Genomic DNA, 18683 nt, shown 5'->3' with positions numbered 1-18683 from the left:
TATTTATTAATCGCGATAAATTTTGCAAAGATCCTGATAGTGATCGATTCGTCTGTCTCTTAAATACGGCCAGATGCGACGAACAGATTCACTGCGTGCAAGATCAACATCAACAACCGAGATTTCCTCAGCTGCTTCAGATGCATGCAATAACATTTCGCCTTGTGGACCGGTAACGAAAGAATTGCCCCAGAATTGAATACCTTCACTTTGACCTGAAGGGTCTGATTCATGGCCAACACGGTTAACGCTGATCACAGGTACTCCGTTCGACACTGCATGTGCACGCTGTGCAATTATCCAAGCATCTCGTTGACGGATTTGCTCTGCTTTGTCATCGCGAGGATCCCAGCCGATTGCAGTTGGGTAGATTAAAAACTCAGCGCCCGCCATCGCCATCAGACGCGCACCTTCTGGGAACCATTGATCCCAACACACCAGTACGCCTAATTTGCCAACAGAAGTCTGAATTGGAGTAAAGCCCATGTCGCCAGGGGTGAAGTAAAACTTTTCATAAAAACCTGGGTCATCGGGAATGTGCATTTTACGGTATTTGCCGGCAATCGTACCGTCAGACTCAAGTACAACAGCGGTGTTGTGATAAAGCCCTGTTGCACGCTTTTCAAATAACGACGCAACGATGACAACATTAAGCTCTTTTGCAAGTGCGCCTAGTGAGTCTGTGCTTGGGCCTGGAATGGTTTCCGCTAAGTCGAAGAGATCGGTGTCTTCAGTCTGGCAAAAATACAAGCTGCGGTGCAATTCTTGTAACACGATAAGCTTAGCACCCTGACTTGCCGCTTTTCGGATACCGTCACAGGTTTTCGCAAAGTTGTTTACGAGATCTGTAGAGTTGCTATGTTGAACAATACCAACTTTGATGTTTTTTTCAGCCATGGTACTTACCTTAAAAAACCTTTTGGTAACTGCATCGTAATACAGTGCAGGCTACCGAATTGATGGATGATTGGTAGGCAGTTAACGCCAATTACCGTTCTTTCTGGGTGGGCAAGAGAGACTTTGTCCAGTGCTTCTTGATCTTTGTCGTCGCCATAGATAGGTACTAACACCGTTTTATTCAAGATCAGATAGTTTGCATAGGTTGCAGGTAATCTCTCACCCTCGTTATCAAACTTAGCACTAGGCCAAGGTAAACTAATTAAACGGTATGGATCGCCATTTGGGGTGCGGAATGTGCGTAGCTGCTGTTCCATTTTATTGAGGGCATCATAGTGCTCGTCTAATTTGTCATCGCACTTAACATATACCAAGGTGTTATCCGGTGCAAAACGCACTAAAGTGTCGATATGACTGTCAGTATCATCACCGGCTAAGTATCCATGATCTACCCACAAGAATGACTCAGCACCCAACTCTTTTTGCAACAATAGTTCTAATTCGGTTTTACTTAGATGTGGATTGCGATTTGGGTTCAACAGACACTCTGAAGTGGTCAATAAGACATTAGACTCGTTAATCTCAATACCGCCGCCTTCAAGTACCACGTTGACCTGTTCAAAGGTACAGTTTGGGTTGAGGACCTGTTTGGCAAGCTGCTGATTGATCTTATTGTCTAAATCCGCAGCAAACTTGTTACCCCAACCTGTAAAGGTGAAATCTTTGATACATAGATTTCCTGTACTTGTTTGCGTCGTAAGTGGACCGTGGTCACGGGCCCATGTGTCATTACAAGGCGTAACAACAAAGTGACACTTAGCTAAGCTAACCTCAGCTGTGCTGAGTAAGTTTTCGATATGCTGTTTTAGCGCTTCATTATGCGCCACGATAACGACTTCTTGAACTTGGGTAATATGTTGGCAAAGTGCAACGTACACAGGTTCAACGTCACTGAGAATGTCGCTCCAATCGGTATCAGAATGCGGCCAAGTAAGCATGATTGCGTCTTGTGGTGCCCATTCTGGGAGTAAAGTAAAACTCATTAAATCATCACCATATAATAATAAGCCTATAGTTTATCATTAACCTCAGGTGTGTCAGTAAGTTTTATGAAGATAATTGAGCATTTAAAGAAGGCACCTAATGCGTTAAATGCCTTATTCGTCTTTTTGCTGCTTTAGCTTAAGTTGTCTGGTCTGGGCGTGTAAGCTCGCCCGTACGAGCAACTCTTGATCCGCTTCTCTAATAGCGGTGAAGGCGAGAGTGAATTTACCATCTTGCTTGGCAATGACTTCTGAGTAGCAAAAGATAGCACTGGCTTCATTGCGCAAAAATATTTTAGTTCGCAATGATTGTCCGACCTCATAATCTGCTTCTAACGTTGCGGTCAGGCCGCCACCGCCGTAGCTGTCACAAAATAGATGACTGTCGTCAGGCTCTTCAGTTGCGAGAATGTGGCTGATAATTAAATCAATCTTACGTGATTGCGCCTGCAAATAAGCTGCTAACTCATTGGCAATATCACCCAGATTACGAAGTGGTCGCAGGGCATTAAGATCTAACTCATTAATTTCGTTCGCAAGCTTAAATAGCGGCGGAATTGCAGCTTCTAATTGATATTCGTTCTCTGGAACCATATTGTCATCAACCGGATAGAGGTTGATCTGAACCTGTTCAGCTATCTGAAAATACTGTTCAAATAATTCCTGCAAATTCGCTTTCATGTTTTATCTCTTGGCATCGCGCCGCTTTACAACTGTCTCTATAGTAACGGTTTAGTTTACCGATAATCAAACCTTGAATTGCTCTAGTAGTTGTTCTTGGGTTGTTATCTTTTCTACTTGAGACTGCATGGTGGCATCAACGCTCTTAGCTTCGCTATACACCGACTCGGAAATACCACGAATTGATGAGCTACTACTATTCACGTTATTTACAATGTCATTTTGCTCATTCAGCATATCAGCAATACGAGAGTTCAAATCGACAATGTGGCGAATGGCGCTGCGCATATCTTCAAGCGCGGCTTTGGTTTGGTCTGCCTTTTCAACCGTTTTATCGACATAATGTTGGCTTTGCTTCATTACAGTGACCGCGCTTTCTGAACCCGACTGCAGTTGACTTATCATTCCACGGATTTCAGTTGTGGCTTCTTGTGTTCTTTGTGCAAGCGATCTTACTTCGTCTGCAACGACGGCAAAGCCGCGACCAGACTCACCAGCCCTTGCGGCTTCAATGGCTGCATTGAGCGCTAGGAGGTTAGTTTGCTCGGCGATACTGTTGATAACAGATAGTATTTGTTCAATAGCCGTAGACGAGCTTTCTAACTCAGTAACTACGGTCATTGCCGAACTGATTTGATTAGATAGCTCTTGAATTGTTTCCGTTGTTTCTGCAACGATTGTTTCTCCTTGGCGAGCAACTTGATCGGTGGTTTTAATTGCTTCAGCGGCTTCATGGGCAGATTGTGTTACTTGATGCTCAGTTGCAGACATGTGTGTTGTTGCTTCATCAAGGACTTTGATACTCGCTAATTGCTCTTGAATGGAAAGTTTGGCTTTATTTGCGACCTTAGATGTTTGTTGAGCATCGTTTAATACCTCATGGCCTAAACCTTGAATATTCGCTATCAAAGACTGTAAGCTGCTGGTAAAGGCATTAAAATTTTGTGCCAGTGCTGCAAATTCGGGTTCATGCTCGGTATTTAATCGTACGGTTAAGTCTGCATTACCGCGTGCGATAGCAGCCATGGCGGTGTTGATTTCATCAAGTGGCTTTAATAATAAACTAATCACAAAAGAAAGTAGCACAGTCGCGAGTGCCACAGAAATAAAGGCAAATATGACTGCATCTCTTTGCAGTCGTGAAAGCGCAGCAAAAACGGTGTCTTCATCCAGCATCACCCCTAAATACCAATCTAAGCCTTCGACCTCTTTAAACTGCACTAATTTGTCTTCGCCGTTAACTTCAACGTATTGGATATTTTCTGAGATACTTATGTCACCGAGAAATGCACGAGAAGACTTACCATTTAGTTTTACATCAGGGTGTGAGATAGTCGACCCGTCTTTACTCACCATAAAGGCAAAGCCTGCGCCTAGCAGGTTAAACGAGTTAATCATTTCGCCGAGTTTTGCCAAACTAACGTCGTAAAAAATAGCGCCGTTAAATTGGCCTTGTTTAAACACAGGTGTACCAATTGATACCACGATTTCGTTACTTACAGCATCAGCGTAAGGTGCTGTGATAATGAGCTTTCGTGCAGTTTTTGCGTCGGTATACCAAGGCCGCTTTCTCGGATCCCAGTTTGCACCTGGGTTCCATTTTGGATCGCTAGCGACATACTTTCCTGTTTGCTCTTCGCCATAACCTATTAGTAGGAAGGAGGTTGTGAGCTGTGGCTGAGAGAGAATAGGGAAGGCCGCGTCTAAGGTGTCAGTGGAAGCTACGAGGTTGGTAGCAAGAGCGGCGAGATCGGTTGCTCCTTTCATTTGCGCAGTGACAGTATTACCAATTCCCTGAATTATTTCATTCACACTTTGTTCGGCTTGCGCTTTGATTGCTGATTGCACCGAAATATATTGAATAACAGATAAGATCAGTAATGCTGCAAGCAGCACAAGCGCAGAGACGGATACGACTTTGTGTTTAAACTTCACGGCCACACTCCAATAAGTTTGATACATTAAACTTATGACATTTAATAAGAAAATGCCAAACCTTCTGCACTGCATTTGAAGGTATTTCAAATTATTGCGTTTATATTAATTATTTATTCATGGCGCAATTCCTATTCTTTAAGACTTAGAAGAGGAGAAAACATCATGTACAAACCAGTTTTAACAGCGATTGCCTCGGCAATGATACTCGCTGCATGCGGTGGCGGTTCAGGTTCTGACTCAAACGACAACAACACCTCACAACCAACTCAAAAAACCACCGTAAGTGTTGGTGTTTCAGATGCTGCTGTGAATAATCTTGCAGAGGTAAACCTCGTTATTCAACGGCTGACATTTAGAGCATCAGGAAAAGAAGATGTGACATTTGATACCTTGGATGCGCAGGGTAATCCAATGAAGATCAATCTGCTTGAGTATACGGGTGATGATATCTATTTGGTTGTAAACGACCAAGAGATCGATGCCGGTGATTATGAGTGGATTAGAGCCGATGTTGTAAACGGTGGTGCGGGATCTAATTTTGATTTAACCTCTAGCGTGCGTTTTTTAGATGGTAGCCAAGCACCGCTAGCCGTAACCCGTAAAGGTAATGATGGTGTGGGTGAAATCCAACTCAATAACTTCTCGTTAAATGAAGGTGAAAACCAAATCGTATTGGAGTTTGACTTAAATAAGGCGCTATTGAAGCGCACAAATGATGACACCGTTTATCTAAAACCAACAGCTGTCCGTTTGGAAAATCTGTTAACCAGTTTCGAGATTGAGGGTATGGTTAGCGAGTCTGTGAAAAATGCATGTATAGCAGATAACGCAGACTTAGCCCCTCTTGTCGGAGAGTACAAACATGTTGTTTATCTTTATAAAACGGATGTTGCAGTGCCAAGCGACATCAGTGATGAAGATTCAGCGCCAGTAGCAACTGCAAACTTAGATGCTGAGAGTGAATATGAGATAGCATTTATTGGTTCTGGAGACTACAAACTAGGGTATTCGTGCTTAGGTCATTTAGATGATGCCGAAACGATAGATGCAGATTTTAGTTTGTATCAAACAAAAGACGTTACGTTGACGCAAGATACCGAAGTGAATTTTGAGACAAACTAACAGCAAACAAAAAGGGCTTCAATTGAAGCCCTTTTTACTACTTAAAATTCAAAATTAAGCATTTTCTAGTGCAGCGCGTGGGTCAACATATTCCATGTTGAAGCCTTCTGCCACTTCTTTACACGTTACTTGACCTTTCAGAACGTTTAGGCCGTCCATAAAGTGTTTGTCATTAAGTAGCGCTTGTTTGTAGCCTAAGTTTGCAAGCTTGATGATGTACGGAAGCGTTGCATTGTTAAGTGCAAACGTTGAAGTACGAGGTACAGCACCTGGCATGTTAGCTACACAGTAGTGAACTACGTCATCAACAATGTATGTTGGATCTGCGTGTGTAGTCGCTTTAGAAGTAGCAATACAGCCGCCTTGGTCGATTGCAACGTCAACAATAGCAGCACCTGGCTTCATCGCTTTGATGTGCTCTGCAGTTACAAGCTTAGGAGCCGCTGCACCTGGAATTAGTACGCCACCGATCACAAGATCTGCTTCTAGTACGTGTTTTTCAAGTGCATCAGCAGTTGAGTAGATAACTTTAGCTTGGCTACCAAACTGTGCATTTAAAGAACGTAGAACATCGATGTTACGGTCAAGAATAGTAACGTCTGCGCCTAGACCTACAGCCATTTGCGCTGCGTTACGACCAACCATACCACCGCCGATCACAACGACTTTAGCTGGTTCAACACCTGGCACGCCACCTAGCAGCATACCACGGCCTTCACGCGACTTTTCAAGCGCTTGAGCACCAGCTTGAATTGACATACGACCAGCAACTTCTGACATTGGCGCTAGCAGTGGAAGACCACCACGCGCATCAGTTACCGTTTCGTATGCGATACAGATAGCACCGCTCTTGATTAGATCTTCTGTTTGTGGAAGGTCTGGTGCTAGGTGAAGGTAAGTAAATAGGATTTGATCTTCACGTAGCATTGCGCGCTCAACAGCTTGAGGCTCTTTTACTTTAACAATCATATCAGCAGTAGCAAAAACGGCTGCTGCAGTGTCTAAAACTTTAGCACCAACTTGAACATAATCTTCGTCAGTAAAACCAATGCCGATACCAGCATTTGTTTCAACAACGACTTCGTGACCGTGATTGATTAGTTCACGAACGCTCGCAGGAACCATACCTACGCGGTATTCGTGGTTTTTTATCTCTTTAGGTACACCAATAATCATAATATTCGCCTCAAAATAAGAACGGGGTAAAATTTTTGACTATTATATTTACCTATAGCCAGTGTGTCTCACTGTTTTAATATTTTAATGTAGTGATATACTCTGAATTAATGATTCATTCAGGATAAAAAACTACACTATGTATCAACAACTAGACAGAATCGACAGAAAGATTTTAGTCGAACTTCAAAAAGATGGCAGAATTTCAAACGTAGAATTAGCCAAACGCATAGGATTGAGCGCTACGCCTTGCTTGGAGCGCGTTAAAAAGCTGGAACGAGAAGGATTTATTCGGGGTTATAAAGCCGTAGTCGATCCTGCTAAGCTTGGACAGGGACTTTTGGTGTTTGTTGAAGTTACAGTGAATAAAAACTCGCCTGATGTATTCGATAGATTTAATCAAGCAGTAAAGCAGCATGACGAAATTATTGAATGTCATCTTGTGTCCGGTAGTTTCGACTATCTATTGAAAACACGAGTGACCGACATGTCAGAATATCGAGGAGTATTAGGAGAAATTTTACTTAAGCTGCCAAGTATCAGTGAAAGTCGCACTTTTGTGGTCATGGAAGAAGTAAAAGGAGAAGAAGGAGAAGTAATAAAACCTTGTGCACCTTGAGGTATTTCTTGGTAAGGTGTAAGTATATACAGCAATACTAACGCAAATCACTAATTTGCTGACGTTTTGGGCTTACATAGTCCAGAAAAGAAACAGAAAAAAGGTTTAATTACAATGCGCTTAAATGGTGTGCAACGCCTCTTAGAGACAGGTTTGATTGTAAGCACGGCTGCAGCAATATTTATGTTGTGTGCGTTGATAAGTTTCGACCCAGCAGACCCTGCTTGGACTCAATCCGGTGAGTACGTAAAAGTAAACAATATAACGGGTGCTGCCGGAGCTTGGCTGGCAGACATTATGCTGCTGAGTTTCGGGTGGCTGGCGTTTTTGATCCCAGCGGCGCTGCAGTTTCTTGGTTATCTGCTATTTAAAAAGCCGCATAAGCTACTGCAACTCGATTACACCACGCTAGGTTTACGCCTTATTGGCGCAACATTGTTTATCACCTCTGCGAGTGCAATCAGCAGTATCAACTTTGATGATATCTATAATTTCTCATCTGGTGGGGTAGTAGGGGATGTGGTTGCAGGGGCCATGATGCCCGCCTTTAACTTTACCGGTACTTCTATACTGTTACTATGCTTTTTCTTTGCAGGAATGACGCTACTTACCGGTGTGTCTTGGGTTGAATTTGTTGATTATTTGGGTGAAAAGGTACTCGCCGGCTTTAGATGGTTACGCGATAGACTGACAGCAGAGCGCAATATAGAGCAAACGCAGTTAGTTTCACAGAAACCTGAGGGTGCTGGCACCAAAACGGATAGAGTAGACAGTGAGACACCAATAATACCTCCCGAGAAAAAAAATGATTATGAGCAGGCTCTCCAGCAGCAAACCGATACTGAAACTGATATTGACTTCGATGTTGAAGAAGAACCTAGTGGACTTGGTAAATTAAAAGATAAATTGTTCCGCAAAACGAACACTGAATCTACACCTCAAACTTCGTCTGCACAGCACACTGATCTACAAGAGAAGAAAGAACCGTCGGTGTTCGATGAGCTAGATGATATCCTTGAGCAAGAAATCAACTTTTCAGCGATAGAGGATGAGCCACTGGATACTGTCGCGGCATTAAATGCCTTGGATGAAGCACCTGTGCACGAAACCAAAGTGGTTTCTCCTGCAAGGCCTCTTAAGCCTAAAGCACCTGAAAAGGCGGCCAATGGTTATCAGCCTCCACCAAGTGCAAAAGAGCAATTTGAAGCGCTTCTAGAGGCTCAGCCACCTGCAGAACCATTGCCTTCATTAGATTTGTTGGATAGGCCGGACAAGGCTAAGAATCCAATTTCGCAAGAAGAGTTAGATCAGGTTTCGCGGTTAGTTGAAACTAAACTATTAGACTTCAATGTCCAAGCACAGGTAGTTGGTGTGTATCCAGGCCCTGTCGTTACGCGCTTTGAGTTAGATCTCGCGCCGGGCATTAAAGTTGCTAAGATCACCGGTCTGGCAAAAGACTTAGCGCGTTCATTATCTGCAGTCTCAGTGCGCGTAGTTGAGGTTATCCCTGGCAAGACGTATGTGGGTTTAGAGTTGCCTAACAAACACCGCGAAATCGTACGTTTGTCCGAAGTGATAGATGCCCCTAAGTTTGAACAAAATCCATCTCCTTTGACTATGGTGCTTGGTAAAGATATCGCAGGCCAGCCGGTCGTCGCTGATTTAGCCAAAATGCCGCACCTGCTGGTGGCCGGTACAACCGGCTCTGGTAAGTCAGTGGGCGTTAATGTCATGATCCTTAGCTTGTTATATAAGTCGCCGCCAGAAGATGTGCGAATGATCATGATAGACCCAAAAATGCTTGAGCTTTCAGTCTACGAAGGTATCCCACATTTATTATGTGAAGTGGTTACTGATATGAAAGAGGCTGCAAACGCGCTACGCTGGTGTGTGGGGGAAATGGAACGCCGTTACAAGCTGATGTCGGCACTCGGTGTCCGTAACCTTAAAGGTTACAATCAAAAGATTAAAGACGCCAAAGAAGCGGGTCATCCAATCTTAGATCCACTCTTTAAAGATACAGACGGTATGGCGGATGAACCACAAGAGCTAGATAAATTACCGAGTATCGTGGTCGTTATAGACGAATTTGCCGACATGATGATGATTGTTGGTAAAAAAGTAGAAGAGTTAATAGCACGTATTGCACAAAAAGCGCGAGCGGCCGGCATACATTTAGTGCTGGCAACACAGCGTCCATCAGTGGATGTCATTACGGGTTTGATCAAAGCGAATATACCAACGCGAATGGCGTTCCAAGTATCAAGTAAGATTGATTCACGTACAATCTTAGACCAGCAAGGTGCAGAAAACCTGTTGGGTATGGGTGACATGCTCTATCTGCCGCCAGGAACGAGTGTTCCGGTTCGTGTGCATGGCGCGTTTGTTGACGATCATGAAGTACATGCGGTAGTGAGTGACTGGAAAGCAAGAGGCAAACCAAACTACGTAGAAGAAATTCTATGCGGTGAAGCAACCGAGGATATTTTACTACCAGGCGAAGCACCGGAAGGTGGGGATGAAGAGTCTGACCCACTTTATGATGAAGCCGTTGGGTTTGTTATTGAAACAGGCAAAGTGTCTGTTTCGAGTGTACAACGTAAGTTAAGAGTTGGTTATAACCGTGCCGCTCGATTAGTTGAGCAAATGGAAATGTCGGGAGTGGTAAGTGCTCCTGGTCATAATGGTGCACGAGATGTATTGGTAAAAGGTGGAGCCAATTAATGAAAAAATTTAAGCAAATTGCATTGCTAACGGTACTATCAAACCTCTTTATTCAGCCTGTGTGGGCTGATGAGGCTGCGATGCAAAGTCTAAAAGGAAGACTGGCTGAATTAACCAGCTTTCAAGGTAAGTTTGAGCAAATCGTTAAAGATCAAGAAGGCAATGAGTTGCAAACCGGTGAAGGGGCGATAACCTTAGCGCAGCCACTTAAAATCCGCTGGCAACAAGAGATGCCGGATGACACTTTATTTGTATCAAGCGGAGCAACAACCTATTACTATGATACGTTTGCTGAGCAAGTGACCATCCTAGATACGACTAAACTTATTGATACTACGCCATTTGTGCTACTTACGACACAAGAGGACAGTCAATGGTTGAAGTACAACGTAGCACTTAACGGTCAAGAATATCTGATCACGCCAAAAAATAAAGTAGACTCGCAGGTAGAGCAATTAACACTGCGTTTTGATGACAAAAACGATGGTTTAACACTATTGAAAGTGAACGATATTTCAGGTCAAGTCTCTACGTTTAGCTTTAAGGAAAGCAAAGTCAATGCGCCAGTAAAAGAGAGTTTGTTTGAGTTTACAATTCCACAAGGAGTGGTCGTAGACGACCAAAGAGGCAGTGACTAGTTTAGGGTTTGATTTTACACCAGATGTACGACCGTTGGCCGCAAGAATGCGGCCAACCTCGTTAGAGCATTATGTTGGGCAGAGTCATATTTTGTCCAAAGGCTCTGTACTTTATCGTGCGATTGAATCTGGACGCTGTCATAGCCTGATCCTTTGGGGGCCACCCGGAGTGGGTAAAACCACCCTTGCTGAGATCATTGCCAACTATGCGGATGCAGAGCTTATCAAGCTTTCCGCTGTCAGTGCAGGAATTAAAGAGGTTCGTGAAGCGGTCGTCGATGCTAAAAACCGATTAGCTCAATTTGGTAGACGTACGCTGTTATTTGTTGATGAAGTACATCGCTTTAACAAATCCCAGCAAGACGGATTTTTACCTCACATTGAAGATGGCACCTTTATTTTTATTGGCGCGACCACTGAAAACCCTTCTTTTGCACTGAATAACGCGATCTTGTCCCGCGCGCGTGTTTATACCTTACAATCGCTTGTAGAGGACGAACTAGGTCAAGTACTTAAAGACGCGTTGTCACGAGATGAACAGCTGTCGAAATTAGCCATCACCATTGATGACAGCGCACTTGAACTCATTGCCAAAGCCGCTTCGGGAGATGCGAGAAAGGCGCTTAATCTACTGGAGCAGGCGGTTGACTTAAGTTTTGAGCCAAATTCAAACACTCATTTGGTGAATGAACTTGTACTAAAACAAGTGTTGCCCAGCCAATTATCAAGTTATGACAATAAGGGCGACTTATACTATGACCTAATCTCAGCGTTTCATAAATCAGTTCGCGGCAGCGCACCAGATGCAGCGCTCTATTGGTATTGCAAGATATTAGCAGGCGGAGGCGATCCGCTCTATGTTGCAAGGCGATTGCTTGCGATCGCCACGGAAGATATCGGCAATGCAGACCCAAGAGCGATGCAAGTTGCGTTAAATGCTTGGGATATATTTCATCGTGTTGGGCCAAGCGAAGGAGAGCGTGCGATAGCACAGGCAACGCTTTATCTTGCGAGTGCGCCAAAAAGTAACGCGGTCTACATGGCGTTCAATCAAGCTAAACGCGATGCTGTAAGTGATCCGAATTACCCCGTACCTGAACATCTCAGAAATGCACCGACAAAACTAATGAAAGAGCTCGGTTTTGGCGAAGAATACCGTTATGCACATAATGAACCTGGCGCCTTTGCCGCCGGAGAAAATTACTTTCCAGAAGCCATTCAAGAGCGACAATACTATCATCCGACAGATCGGGGACTTGAGAAACAAATAGCCGACAAGCTCAACTATCTACAGACGCAAAATGCGCAAAGTAGCACCAAGAGGTACAAGTAGCGATGCTAATAAATTATCTCACAATTGCGCTAGGTGGAGCGTTTGGTGCAATGTTACGCTTTTTTATCAGCGATATGTCGATAAAACTCTTAGGTAAGGGATTCCCTTTTGGGACGTTGATCGTTAATATTCTTGGTTCATTATTGATGGGTGTGCTTTACGGTTTAATTGAAAAAGAAGTTATTTCAGTTTCTCCATCTAAAACGTTGATAGGTATTGGCTTTTTAGGTGCGCTGACTACTTTTTCTACATTCTCAATGGATTCCTTGTTGTTACTTCAACAAGGGCAATATGTGAAAATGGCGTTTAACGTCACATTAAACGTGGTGGCGTGTATCTTTATGGCCTGGGTTGGTCTTTGCCTCATCATGCAAAAAGGTTAAAAAAACAATGTTAGATTCTAAATACTTTCGTCAAGACATCGAGGAAGCCGCTGCGCGTTTGAAAAAGCGTGGTTTTGAACTCGATGTTGCTAAGATCACCGAATTAGAAGAAAAGCGCAAAGCGCTACAAACCAAAACTCAGGAATTACAGAGTGAGCGTAACAGTTCCTCCAAAGCGATTGGTCAAGCTAAAGCGAAAGGGGAAGACGTTCAACCTTTACTAGATGCTGTTGCAAACTTGGGCGACCAATTAAGTGCAGCGAAAGAAGAGCAGGATAAAATTCTTGCTGAACTTAATGACTACGCAATGTCGTTGCCAAATCTCCCTGCTGAAGAGGTACCTGCAGGTGCTGATGAGTCTGAGAATGTTGAAATAAGCACTTGGGGTGAGCCAAAGCAATTTGACTTTGAAGTTAAAGATCATGTTGACCTTGGTGAAGCGCTTGATAAGGGTCTCGATTTCGAGACTGGTGTTAAGCTAAGTGGTTCTCGCTTTACAGTGATGCGCGGTGGCGTAGCACGTATGCATAGAGCACTTGTACAACTGATGCTGAATACCCACACGGAGCAAAATGGTTATACAGAAATGTATGTACCATATCTTGTGAATAAAGCGAGCTTGTTTGGCACGGGTCAGCTTCCTAAGTTTGCAGAAGATTTATTCCACACAGAAGCATTATCTGAAGACCAAGATGGCTTTAGTCTAATTCCGACGGCAGAAGTACCGTTAACTAACTGCGCTCGCGATGTTATTTATGACGAAAAAGAGCTGCCGATTAAGATGACGGCGCACACGCCTTGTTTTAGAAGCGAAGCAGGTAGCTATGGCCGTGATACGCGCGGACTTATTCGTCAACACCAGTTTGATAAGGTTGAACTTGTCCAGCTTGTAAAACCTGAAGATTCTATGGCAGCGCTTGAAGAGTTAACAGGTCATGCTGAGCAAATTTTACAAGCACTTGGTTTACCTTACAGAAAAGTGGTGCTTTGTACTGGAGACATGGGTTTCGGTGCGACGAAAACGTACGATTTGGAAGTTTGGTTACCAGCACAAAATACCTACAGAGAAATCTCTTCTTGTTCAAACATGTGGGATTTCCAAGCGCGCCGTATGCAAGCGCGTTTCCGTCGTAGTGGTGAGAAGAAGCCAGAACTACTTCATACTCTTAATGGTTCTGGTTTAGCGGTAGGTCGTACTCTAGTTGCGATTTTAGAAAACTACCAGCAGGCAGATGGATCAATTATTGTGCCTGATGCACTAAAACCATATATGGGTGGTGTAGAGGTTATTAAAGCAAGCTAAGATAGTACTGCTTAATTGAGCTTTGCTCGATTTAAAAACTCAAGTTATTGAAAAGAGGTTGGATTCGTCCAGCCTCTTTTTATTACTATATTATGAATGTTTTTTTACAGAGAAAAATAGAAAAACAAGATCGTCAACCAACAATTTAAGTCTTGAATATCTAGGTATCTATATAAAACTAAAATAAATATGCTTTTTGTGCTCAGCTGTACAAGAATTACATTTCTGATCATTGCATGACTCGCTGAGATGTGATTTATTGAAGGTATGGGTTTGGCCAAATCTCATCGGTAAGTAGCACATCTGTATGAAATACGATGTCGCTCGTGTTTAACTTTTCTCAATAAAATCTTTAATTTAAATTGTTAGTACGAATTGTCATTATATCGCAAGTCAATATCTTCGTTTTGAATGACGTTCGCTCAAGTTTGAACTACACAGTATTAGAAACGCTAATGCTGATCGAGAAAAAGGTGAGGATATTACCTATGAAGAGACAGAAAAGAGACCGTTTAGAAAGAGCACATTCACAAGGATTTAAGGCAGGATTAGCCGGTCGGTCGAAAGAAAATTGTCCCTATCAACAAGTAGAACACAGATCAGAATGGTTAGGCGGATGGCGAGAAGCGATGGATAATCGCAACATCTTTAAAACCTGATACCGAATTTTAGGAGAACAAAGCCCCAGATGGGGCTTTGTGTGTTTTTAAAGCTATAAAACGATAACAGCGAAAAAGTTAAAATGCGCTGGTATCTTGGAAAAGACCTACTTTCAAATCTTTTGCTTCATAAATCACGCGACCATCAACTTCGACGATACCATCCGCTAGACCCATAAATAGCTTACGTTTGATAACGCGCTTCATTTCAATGCGATAAGTTACCTTTTTAGCAGTCGGTAAGATTTGACCTGTAAACTTCACTTCGCCCACACCGAGTGCACGACCAAGACCTGGACCACCAGACCAACCAAGGAAGAAGCCTACCAATTGCCACATCGCATCCAAACCTAAACAACCAGGCATTACTGGATCACCTTTAAAGTGGCAGTCGAAGAACCACAGATCAGGGTTGATGTCGAGTTCAGCAATAATTTGACCTTTACCATGCTCACCACCGTCATCATTAATTTGAACGATGCGATCCATCATTAGCATGTTGTCGCTAGGTAGGCGGCAGTTGCCTTCACCAAACATTTCTCCGCGACCACATAAAATAAGTTCTTCTTTTGTATAGCTGTTCTTCGGTTCCATAAATCTTCTTCTTAACTTGCAAATTGACGCTACTTTAGCGTACAGATGTACGCTAAACAACTCCGAACAGTTAAAAAGCGTACGGAGACTTGTAAATTTTGCGCTAAAGATATGTCTATTTGATTAAATTTCAAAAAATTGAAGAGATTAAATGCAAATCAGTTCCAATTAGGGGCGATTTATAATGTGAAAATCATTATAATCGGGGATGATTTTTTAGCAGGCTATTTTGGGTGTTCTATGATCCTTTTTGTTGACTCTTTGACCGTAATTGATTTTTCGTACCTCTGCCCACGTCGTGGTGCGGTAGGTGAAAGTTGGATCACCGATATTGTGCTGCATGGTGAGTTAAACGAAGAGTCTATGGTGTTAGACTTTGCAAAAGTTAAAAAGCAAATCAAACGTATTATCGACGAAAAGCTGGACCACAAATTAGCGGTGCCCAGTGCACTTGCGTGTAATGCAAAACACAGTGAAGGCCGATTTGAATTTGATATGCAATTTGATGGAAATCACTTAGCCATGAATGCACCAGAAGAAGCGGTGTGTGTAGTGGAAGGGGATGAAATCAATGAAGCCAATGCAATCGCTTACCTTAAGTCTGTTATTATGCCGCATATGCCTGAAAACGTGAAAGATTTAGATATAACACTGCGTCCAGAGGCCGCAACTGGCTTCTATTATCACTATAGCCATGGCTTAAAGAAACACGATGGCAACTGTCAGCGTATTATTCATGGTCATCGTTCACTGATTGGTGTAAAGCTCAACGATATCAGCATGCCTAGATTACAAAAACAATGGGCGGATAAATGGCAGGATATTTATCTTGGCAGTGAAGAAGACTTGATTGATCCTAGTTTGCTTCAGTACGTAACCGCGCATGATAAAGATTATGCGTTCGCATATACCTCGTCGCAGGGATATTTTGAGTTGGCGATCAGCAAATCACGTTGCGATATATTACCTTGTGATACAACAGTTGAATGTATTGCGGAGTATCTTGCTGGCCAAATAAAGCTGCAAAACCCACATGATAAGGTTGAAGTAAGAGCATACGAAGGGGTTGGAAAAGGAGCGATTGCGTATGCTTAAACGTGCAATTGTCATATTGCTTGCGAGCACCACTTTATTTGCTGAGGCGCTTGAATTAAAAGGTAACCTGACACAAGGTGGCATGGTCGTCGGCAAGCTTGAAAATGCAACTGAGATAAAGCTAAACGAAACAGAATTAAAGCGCTCTAAAGATGGCTATTTCGTGTTTGGTTTTGGTCGTGATGCTGAACTTAACCACATCTTGAGTTGGCAATCTGATGATGGCCAAAAGCATCGCCAAGCGATAGTGATCACGAAACGAGATTACGATATAGACAAGATCACGGGGGTGGCGAAAAAGTATGTTTCGCCACCAGAGTCGGTGCTAAAACGCATACGTGAAGAAGCACAAGCTGTGTCAAAAGCAAGACAAGGCAATTCGGATTTATTATTCTTTAAAGACCCTGTTTTCAGACCTGCGAAGGGCCGTATTTCAGGTGTTTATGGTAGCCAAAGGTATTTTAATGGTGAGCCAAAACGACCACATTTTGGATTGGATATCGCAAATAAAACGGGTGAGCCGGTCTTAGCGCCGGTATCGGGTAAAGTGGTGTTTGCAAATCCAGATCTTTATTACAGTGGCGGCACTTTGATTATCGATCACGGTCACGGCATTACCTCTACGTATATCCACCTTAGTAAACTGGATGTTAAGGTTGGCGATACGGTAAAAACAGGCGATAAAATCGCTGAAATTGGCGCGACGGGCAGGGTAACTGGCCCGCATTTGGATTGGCGCTTTAATTGGTTCGGGGAACGACTCGATCCAGCTCTACTTATGAAAGATACACTAGCGGATAAAGCAGTAAAAAAATGACAGACGAACAAAGACAAGCCATTGTTGAGCAACGCATCAAAAGCTCAATCACACATGTAACAAAGACCGTTTTCCCAGGCCGAACAAACCACCATAACACTTTATTTGGTGGTGACGCACTGGCTTGGATGGACGAAGTTGCCTTTATTGCTGCAACGCGTTTTTGCCGCAAACCTTTGGTGACTATCTCTTCAGACAGAGTTGATTTCAAAGAGGCAATTCCTGCAGGTACTTTCGCAGAATTAGTATCGAAGGTAGTGCATGTTGGTAATACCAGCTTAAAGGTTGATGTTGAAATCTATCTTGAAAGAATGCACAAAGATGATAAACACTTAGCAATTACAGGTAGTTTTACCTTTGTTGCCGTGGATGACAATCATAGGCCAACTCCTGTTGTTTGTGACAAAATGCTAAACGGCTTTGATAGCTAGTTTTTCGCTAAGATTTTATTTTTAAAATCTCTAAAGCAAATATAGGGCTAAGCCCTATATTTTACCGACCCATAAGAACACATCATACAAAATTGTAAAATTGCTACTCGTCAAGAACCGCTAAAACTCATTTACGATAATTAATCGAGCCATTATTTGTTATTTCTAAGTTGAATCTCTTTCGTTCAGAGGACAAATGAGTCATTTTTTACTCATAATTTTTTGACAGTCAAAAAGCCAAAGACCATACTTTTTACCAATATAGTGAAATAGGAGTGGTGCTCATGGCAATTCCAGTAACCGTTGCAGACGATTCTATGATGTCGAGAAAGGCTGTGCTTAGGGCAATACCTGAAGACTGGGATGTCGAAGTCAGTGAGGCAAAAAATGGCAAAGAAGCATTGGTGATGGTTGAGCAGGGCAAAGCAGAGGTGTTATTTTTGGATCTAACTATGCCAGAAATGGATGGTTTTGAAGTTCTTACGCATCTACACGAACACCATGCAAAAACCGTGGTAATCGTTATTTCCGCCGATATTCAGCCCGAAGCGAAGAAGTTGGTAGATAAACTCGGCGCATTTCGCTTTTTGCAAAAGCCATTACAAAAAGAAGAGTTACATAACACGCTACAAGAGCTAGGTTTATTATGAACATGCCACTCAGTGAAGAGCAAAGGGACGGCTTGCAAGAGCTAATGAATATATCCATGGGCCAAGCAGCGAACTCTTTAGCTCGATTAATTGAAACGAAAATTAGTTTATCTATCCCTGAAATTACTTCGGTCAGCCCAAATCAACTCAATGAGATCTGTAATACCGCACATGTTTACAGAACGAGGCAGTCATTTTTAGGGGAAATTAAAGGTGAAGTCATTAATCTATTGTCACCGCAAGGCTTACAAGAAATAGCCGAACTTATGGACTACGATAGTCCACTGGATGACTCTGATCTTAATGAAGTCTTATTAGATTTATCTAATATCTTGGCTGGTGCATGTTTAAACGGCTTTTCTAGTCAGTTAGAGCTTAAAACCTCATTGACTATGCCGACTATTTACAAACATCAACTATCCGACGACATTGCCGAGTGGAAAACCACATTGGTGATGAAAATTGCATTTATAATCGAGTCTATTGCTTTTGATTCGAGAGTGATTATTTGTTTGGATGAGAAATCCATTAAAACTGTGATCCAAAAACTCAATGCCATGCTTGGAATAGAGGACTGACT

Annotated in this window: 19 protein-coding genes; 13 read left to right on the top strand and 6 right to left on the bottom strand. The window is 42.8% G+C overall.

What is annotated here, in order from left to right; genetic code table 11:
- Positions 1 to 6: 6 nt before the first annotated feature.
- The 4 genes from ABMY45_RS19575 to ABMY45_RS19560 form a co-directional block, all read right to left on the bottom strand.
- Positions 7 to 897 carry a carbon-nitrogen hydrolase gene (locus tag ABMY45_RS19575; protein ID WP_349289373.1) on the bottom strand — a complete coding sequence of 297 codons (891 nt, stop codon included), beginning with the start codon at positions 895 to 897 and terminating at the stop codon, positions 7 to 9.
- Between the two features lie 5 nt (positions 898 to 902).
- On the bottom strand, positions 903 to 1940 hold the full coding sequence (locus ABMY45_RS19570; RefSeq protein WP_349289372.1) for an agmatine deiminase family protein: 1038 nt from the start codon (positions 1938 to 1940) through the stop codon (positions 903 to 905).
- Between the two features lie 114 nt (positions 1941 to 2054).
- Complete coding sequence (locus tag ABMY45_RS19565) at positions 2055 to 2621, bottom strand: PilZ domain-containing protein (RefSeq protein WP_349289371.1); 567 nt, start codon at positions 2619 to 2621, stop codon at positions 2055 to 2057.
- Between the two features lie 66 nt (positions 2622 to 2687).
- Positions 2688 to 4556, bottom strand: a complete 1869-nt coding sequence (locus tag ABMY45_RS19560; RefSeq protein WP_206472912.1) for a methyl-accepting chemotaxis protein — start codon at positions 4554 to 4556, stop codon at positions 2688 to 2690.
- A 165-nt stretch (positions 4557 to 4721) separates the two neighbouring features.
- Here ABMY45_RS19560 and ABMY45_RS19555 point away from each other — a divergent pair, with 165 nt between their 5' ends.
- Positions 4722 to 5681 carry a DUF4382 domain-containing protein gene (locus ABMY45_RS19555; RefSeq protein WP_206472913.1) on the top strand — a complete coding sequence of 320 codons (960 nt, stop codon included), beginning with the start codon at positions 4722 to 4724 and terminating at the stop codon, positions 5679 to 5681.
- A 54-nt stretch (positions 5682 to 5735) separates the two neighbouring features.
- Here the strand turns inward: ABMY45_RS19555 and ald are convergent, their stop codons facing one another.
- Positions 5736 to 6857, bottom strand: coding sequence for an alanine dehydrogenase (ald, locus tag ABMY45_RS19550; RefSeq protein ID WP_211868934.1), 1122 nt, complete (start codon positions 6855 to 6857; stop codon positions 5736 to 5738).
- Positions 6858 to 6996: 139 nt separating this feature from the next.
- On the opposite strand from ald, the gene lrp reads away from it, so the two are divergent.
- The 7 genes from lrp to rmf all read left to right on the top strand — a co-directional run bounded on the left by lrp (position 6997) and on the right by rmf (position 14516).
- Positions 6997 to 7476 carry a leucine-responsive transcriptional regulator Lrp gene (gene lrp, locus ABMY45_RS19545; RefSeq protein ID WP_095726862.1) on the top strand — a complete coding sequence of 160 codons (480 nt, stop codon included), beginning with the start codon at positions 6997 to 6999 and terminating at the stop codon, positions 7474 to 7476.
- Positions 7477 to 7590: 114 nt separating this feature from the next.
- Positions 7591 to 10200: a DNA translocase FtsK 4TM domain-containing protein gene (locus ABMY45_RS19540; RefSeq protein WP_349289370.1), complete on the top strand. Its 2610-nt coding sequence runs from the start codon at positions 7591 to 7593 to the stop codon at positions 10198 to 10200.
- Entirely contained in the window at positions 10200 to 10838 is a 639-nt protein-coding gene (gene lolA / locus ABMY45_RS19535; protein WP_237116105.1) for an outer membrane lipoprotein chaperone LolA, read from the top strand. Before ABMY45_RS19540 ends, lolA begins: the two co-directional genes overlap by 1 nt.
- The gene (locus ABMY45_RS19530; RefSeq protein ID WP_227387133.1) at positions 10831 to 12171 is read left to right on the top strand and encodes a replication-associated recombination protein A; all 1341 of its coding nucleotides are present in this window, start codon (positions 10831 to 10833) and stop codon (positions 12169 to 12171) included. The genes lolA and ABMY45_RS19530 overlap by 8 nt, the downstream gene beginning before the upstream one ends.
- 2 nt (positions 12172 to 12173) lie before the next feature.
- Entirely contained in the window at positions 12174 to 12554 is a 381-nt protein-coding gene (gene crcB, locus ABMY45_RS19525; RefSeq protein WP_010604733.1) for a fluoride efflux transporter CrcB, read from the top strand.
- Between the two features lie 7 nt (positions 12555 to 12561).
- Complete coding sequence (serS, locus tag ABMY45_RS19520) at positions 12562 to 13857, top strand: serine--tRNA ligase (protein ID WP_045988497.1); 1296 nt, start codon at positions 12562 to 12564, stop codon at positions 13855 to 13857.
- Between the two features lie 488 nt (positions 13858 to 14345).
- A complete protein-coding gene (gene rmf, locus ABMY45_RS19515; protein ID WP_010372771.1) occupies positions 14346 to 14516 on the top strand; it encodes a ribosome modulation factor in 171 nt (56 codons plus the stop codon).
- A 78-nt stretch (positions 14517 to 14594) separates the two neighbouring features.
- Here the strand turns inward: rmf and fabA are convergent, their stop codons facing one another.
- Complete coding sequence (fabA, locus tag ABMY45_RS19510; protein WP_010372774.1) at positions 14595 to 15110, bottom strand: 3-hydroxyacyl-[acyl-carrier-protein] dehydratase FabA; 516 nt, start codon at positions 15108 to 15110, stop codon at positions 14595 to 14597.
- A 240-nt stretch (positions 15111 to 15350) separates the two neighbouring features.
- On the opposite strand from fabA, the gene ABMY45_RS19505 reads away from it, so the two are divergent.
- From ABMY45_RS19505 to ABMY45_RS19485, 5 genes are all read left to right on the top strand, one after another.
- On the top strand, positions 15351 to 16205 hold the full coding sequence (locus ABMY45_RS19505; protein WP_010604735.1) for a 6-carboxytetrahydropterin synthase: 855 nt from the start codon (positions 15351 to 15353) through the stop codon (positions 16203 to 16205).
- Positions 16198 to 17022: a M23 family metallopeptidase gene (locus tag ABMY45_RS19500; protein WP_235367436.1), complete on the top strand. Its 825-nt coding sequence runs from the start codon at positions 16198 to 16200 to the stop codon at positions 17020 to 17022. Before ABMY45_RS19505 ends, ABMY45_RS19500 begins: the two co-directional genes overlap by 8 nt.
- Positions 17019 to 17453, top strand: a complete 435-nt coding sequence (locus ABMY45_RS19495; protein WP_010372783.1) for an acyl-CoA thioesterase — start codon at positions 17019 to 17021, stop codon at positions 17451 to 17453. Before ABMY45_RS19500 ends, ABMY45_RS19495 begins: the two co-directional genes overlap by 4 nt.
- A gap of 284 nt (positions 17454 to 17737) precedes the next feature.
- Entirely contained in the window at positions 17738 to 18103 is a 366-nt protein-coding gene (locus ABMY45_RS19490) for a response regulator (protein WP_010372787.1), read from the top strand.
- Positions 18100 to 18681, top strand: a complete 582-nt coding sequence (locus tag ABMY45_RS19485) for a chemotaxis protein CheX (protein ID WP_010604738.1) — start codon at positions 18100 to 18102, stop codon at positions 18679 to 18681. The genes ABMY45_RS19490 and ABMY45_RS19485 overlap by 4 nt, the downstream gene beginning before the upstream one ends.
- The last annotated feature ends 2 nt before the right edge of the window (positions 18682 to 18683 follow it).

It is taken from the genome of Pseudoalteromonas sp. XMcav11-Q (assembly GCF_040104525.1).
Taxonomy (GTDB): Bacteria; Pseudomonadota; Gammaproteobacteria; order Enterobacterales; family Alteromonadaceae; genus Pseudoalteromonas.
Note: the sequence above shows the minus strand (reverse complement) of the source record. Positions and strands in the feature narration are given on the sequence as shown.

Coding starts and splice junctions, on each gene's coding strand:
- ABMY45_RS19575 (WP_349289373.1), bottom strand. CDS start 897: ATGGCTGAAAAAAACATCAAAGTTGGTATTGTTCAACATAGCAACTCT.
- ABMY45_RS19500 (WP_235367436.1), top strand. CDS start 16,198: ATGCTTAAACGTGCAATTGTCATATTGCTTGCGAGCACCACTTTATTT.
- ABMY45_RS19570 (WP_349289372.1), bottom strand. CDS start 1,940: ATGAGTTTTACTTTACTCCCAGAATGGGCACCACAAGACGCAATCATG.
- ABMY45_RS19555 (WP_206472913.1), top strand. CDS start 4,722: ATGTACAAACCAGTTTTAACAGCGATTGCCTCGGCAATGATACTCGCT.
- ABMY45_RS19505 (WP_010604735.1), top strand. CDS start 15,351: ATGATCCTTTTTGTTGACTCTTTGACCGTAATTGATTTTTCGTACCTC.
- ald (WP_211868934.1), bottom strand. CDS start 6,857: ATGATTATTGGTGTACCTAAAGAGATAAAAAACCACGAATACCGCGTA.
- lolA (WP_237116105.1), top strand. CDS start 10,200: ATGAAAAAATTTAAGCAAATTGCATTGCTAACGGTACTATCAAACCTC.
- ABMY45_RS19540 (WP_349289370.1), top strand. CDS start 7,591: ATGCGCTTAAATGGTGTGCAACGCCTCTTAGAGACAGGTTTGATTGTA.
- ABMY45_RS19565 (WP_349289371.1), bottom strand. CDS start 2,621: ATGAAAGCGAATTTGCAGGAATTATTTGAACAGTATTTTCAGATAGCT.
- crcB (WP_010604733.1), top strand. CDS start 12,174: ATGCTAATAAATTATCTCACAATTGCGCTAGGTGGAGCGTTTGGTGCA.
- ABMY45_RS19490 (WP_010372787.1), top strand. CDS start 17,738: ATGGCAATTCCAGTAACCGTTGCAGACGATTCTATGATGTCGAGAAAG.
- fabA (WP_010372774.1), bottom strand. CDS start 15,110: ATGGAACCGAAGAACAGCTATACAAAAGAAGAACTTATTTTATGTGGT.
- serS (WP_045988497.1), top strand. CDS start 12,562: ATGTTAGATTCTAAATACTTTCGTCAAGACATCGAGGAAGCCGCTGCG.
- lrp (WP_095726862.1), top strand. CDS start 6,997: ATGTATCAACAACTAGACAGAATCGACAGAAAGATTTTAGTCGAACTT.
- rmf (WP_010372771.1), top strand. CDS start 14,346: ATGAAGAGACAGAAAAGAGACCGTTTAGAAAGAGCACATTCACAAGGA.
- ABMY45_RS19485 (WP_010604738.1), top strand. CDS start 18,100: ATGAACATGCCACTCAGTGAAGAGCAAAGGGACGGCTTGCAAGAGCTA.
- ABMY45_RS19495 (WP_010372783.1), top strand. CDS start 17,019: ATGACAGACGAACAAAGACAAGCCATTGTTGAGCAACGCATCAAAAGC.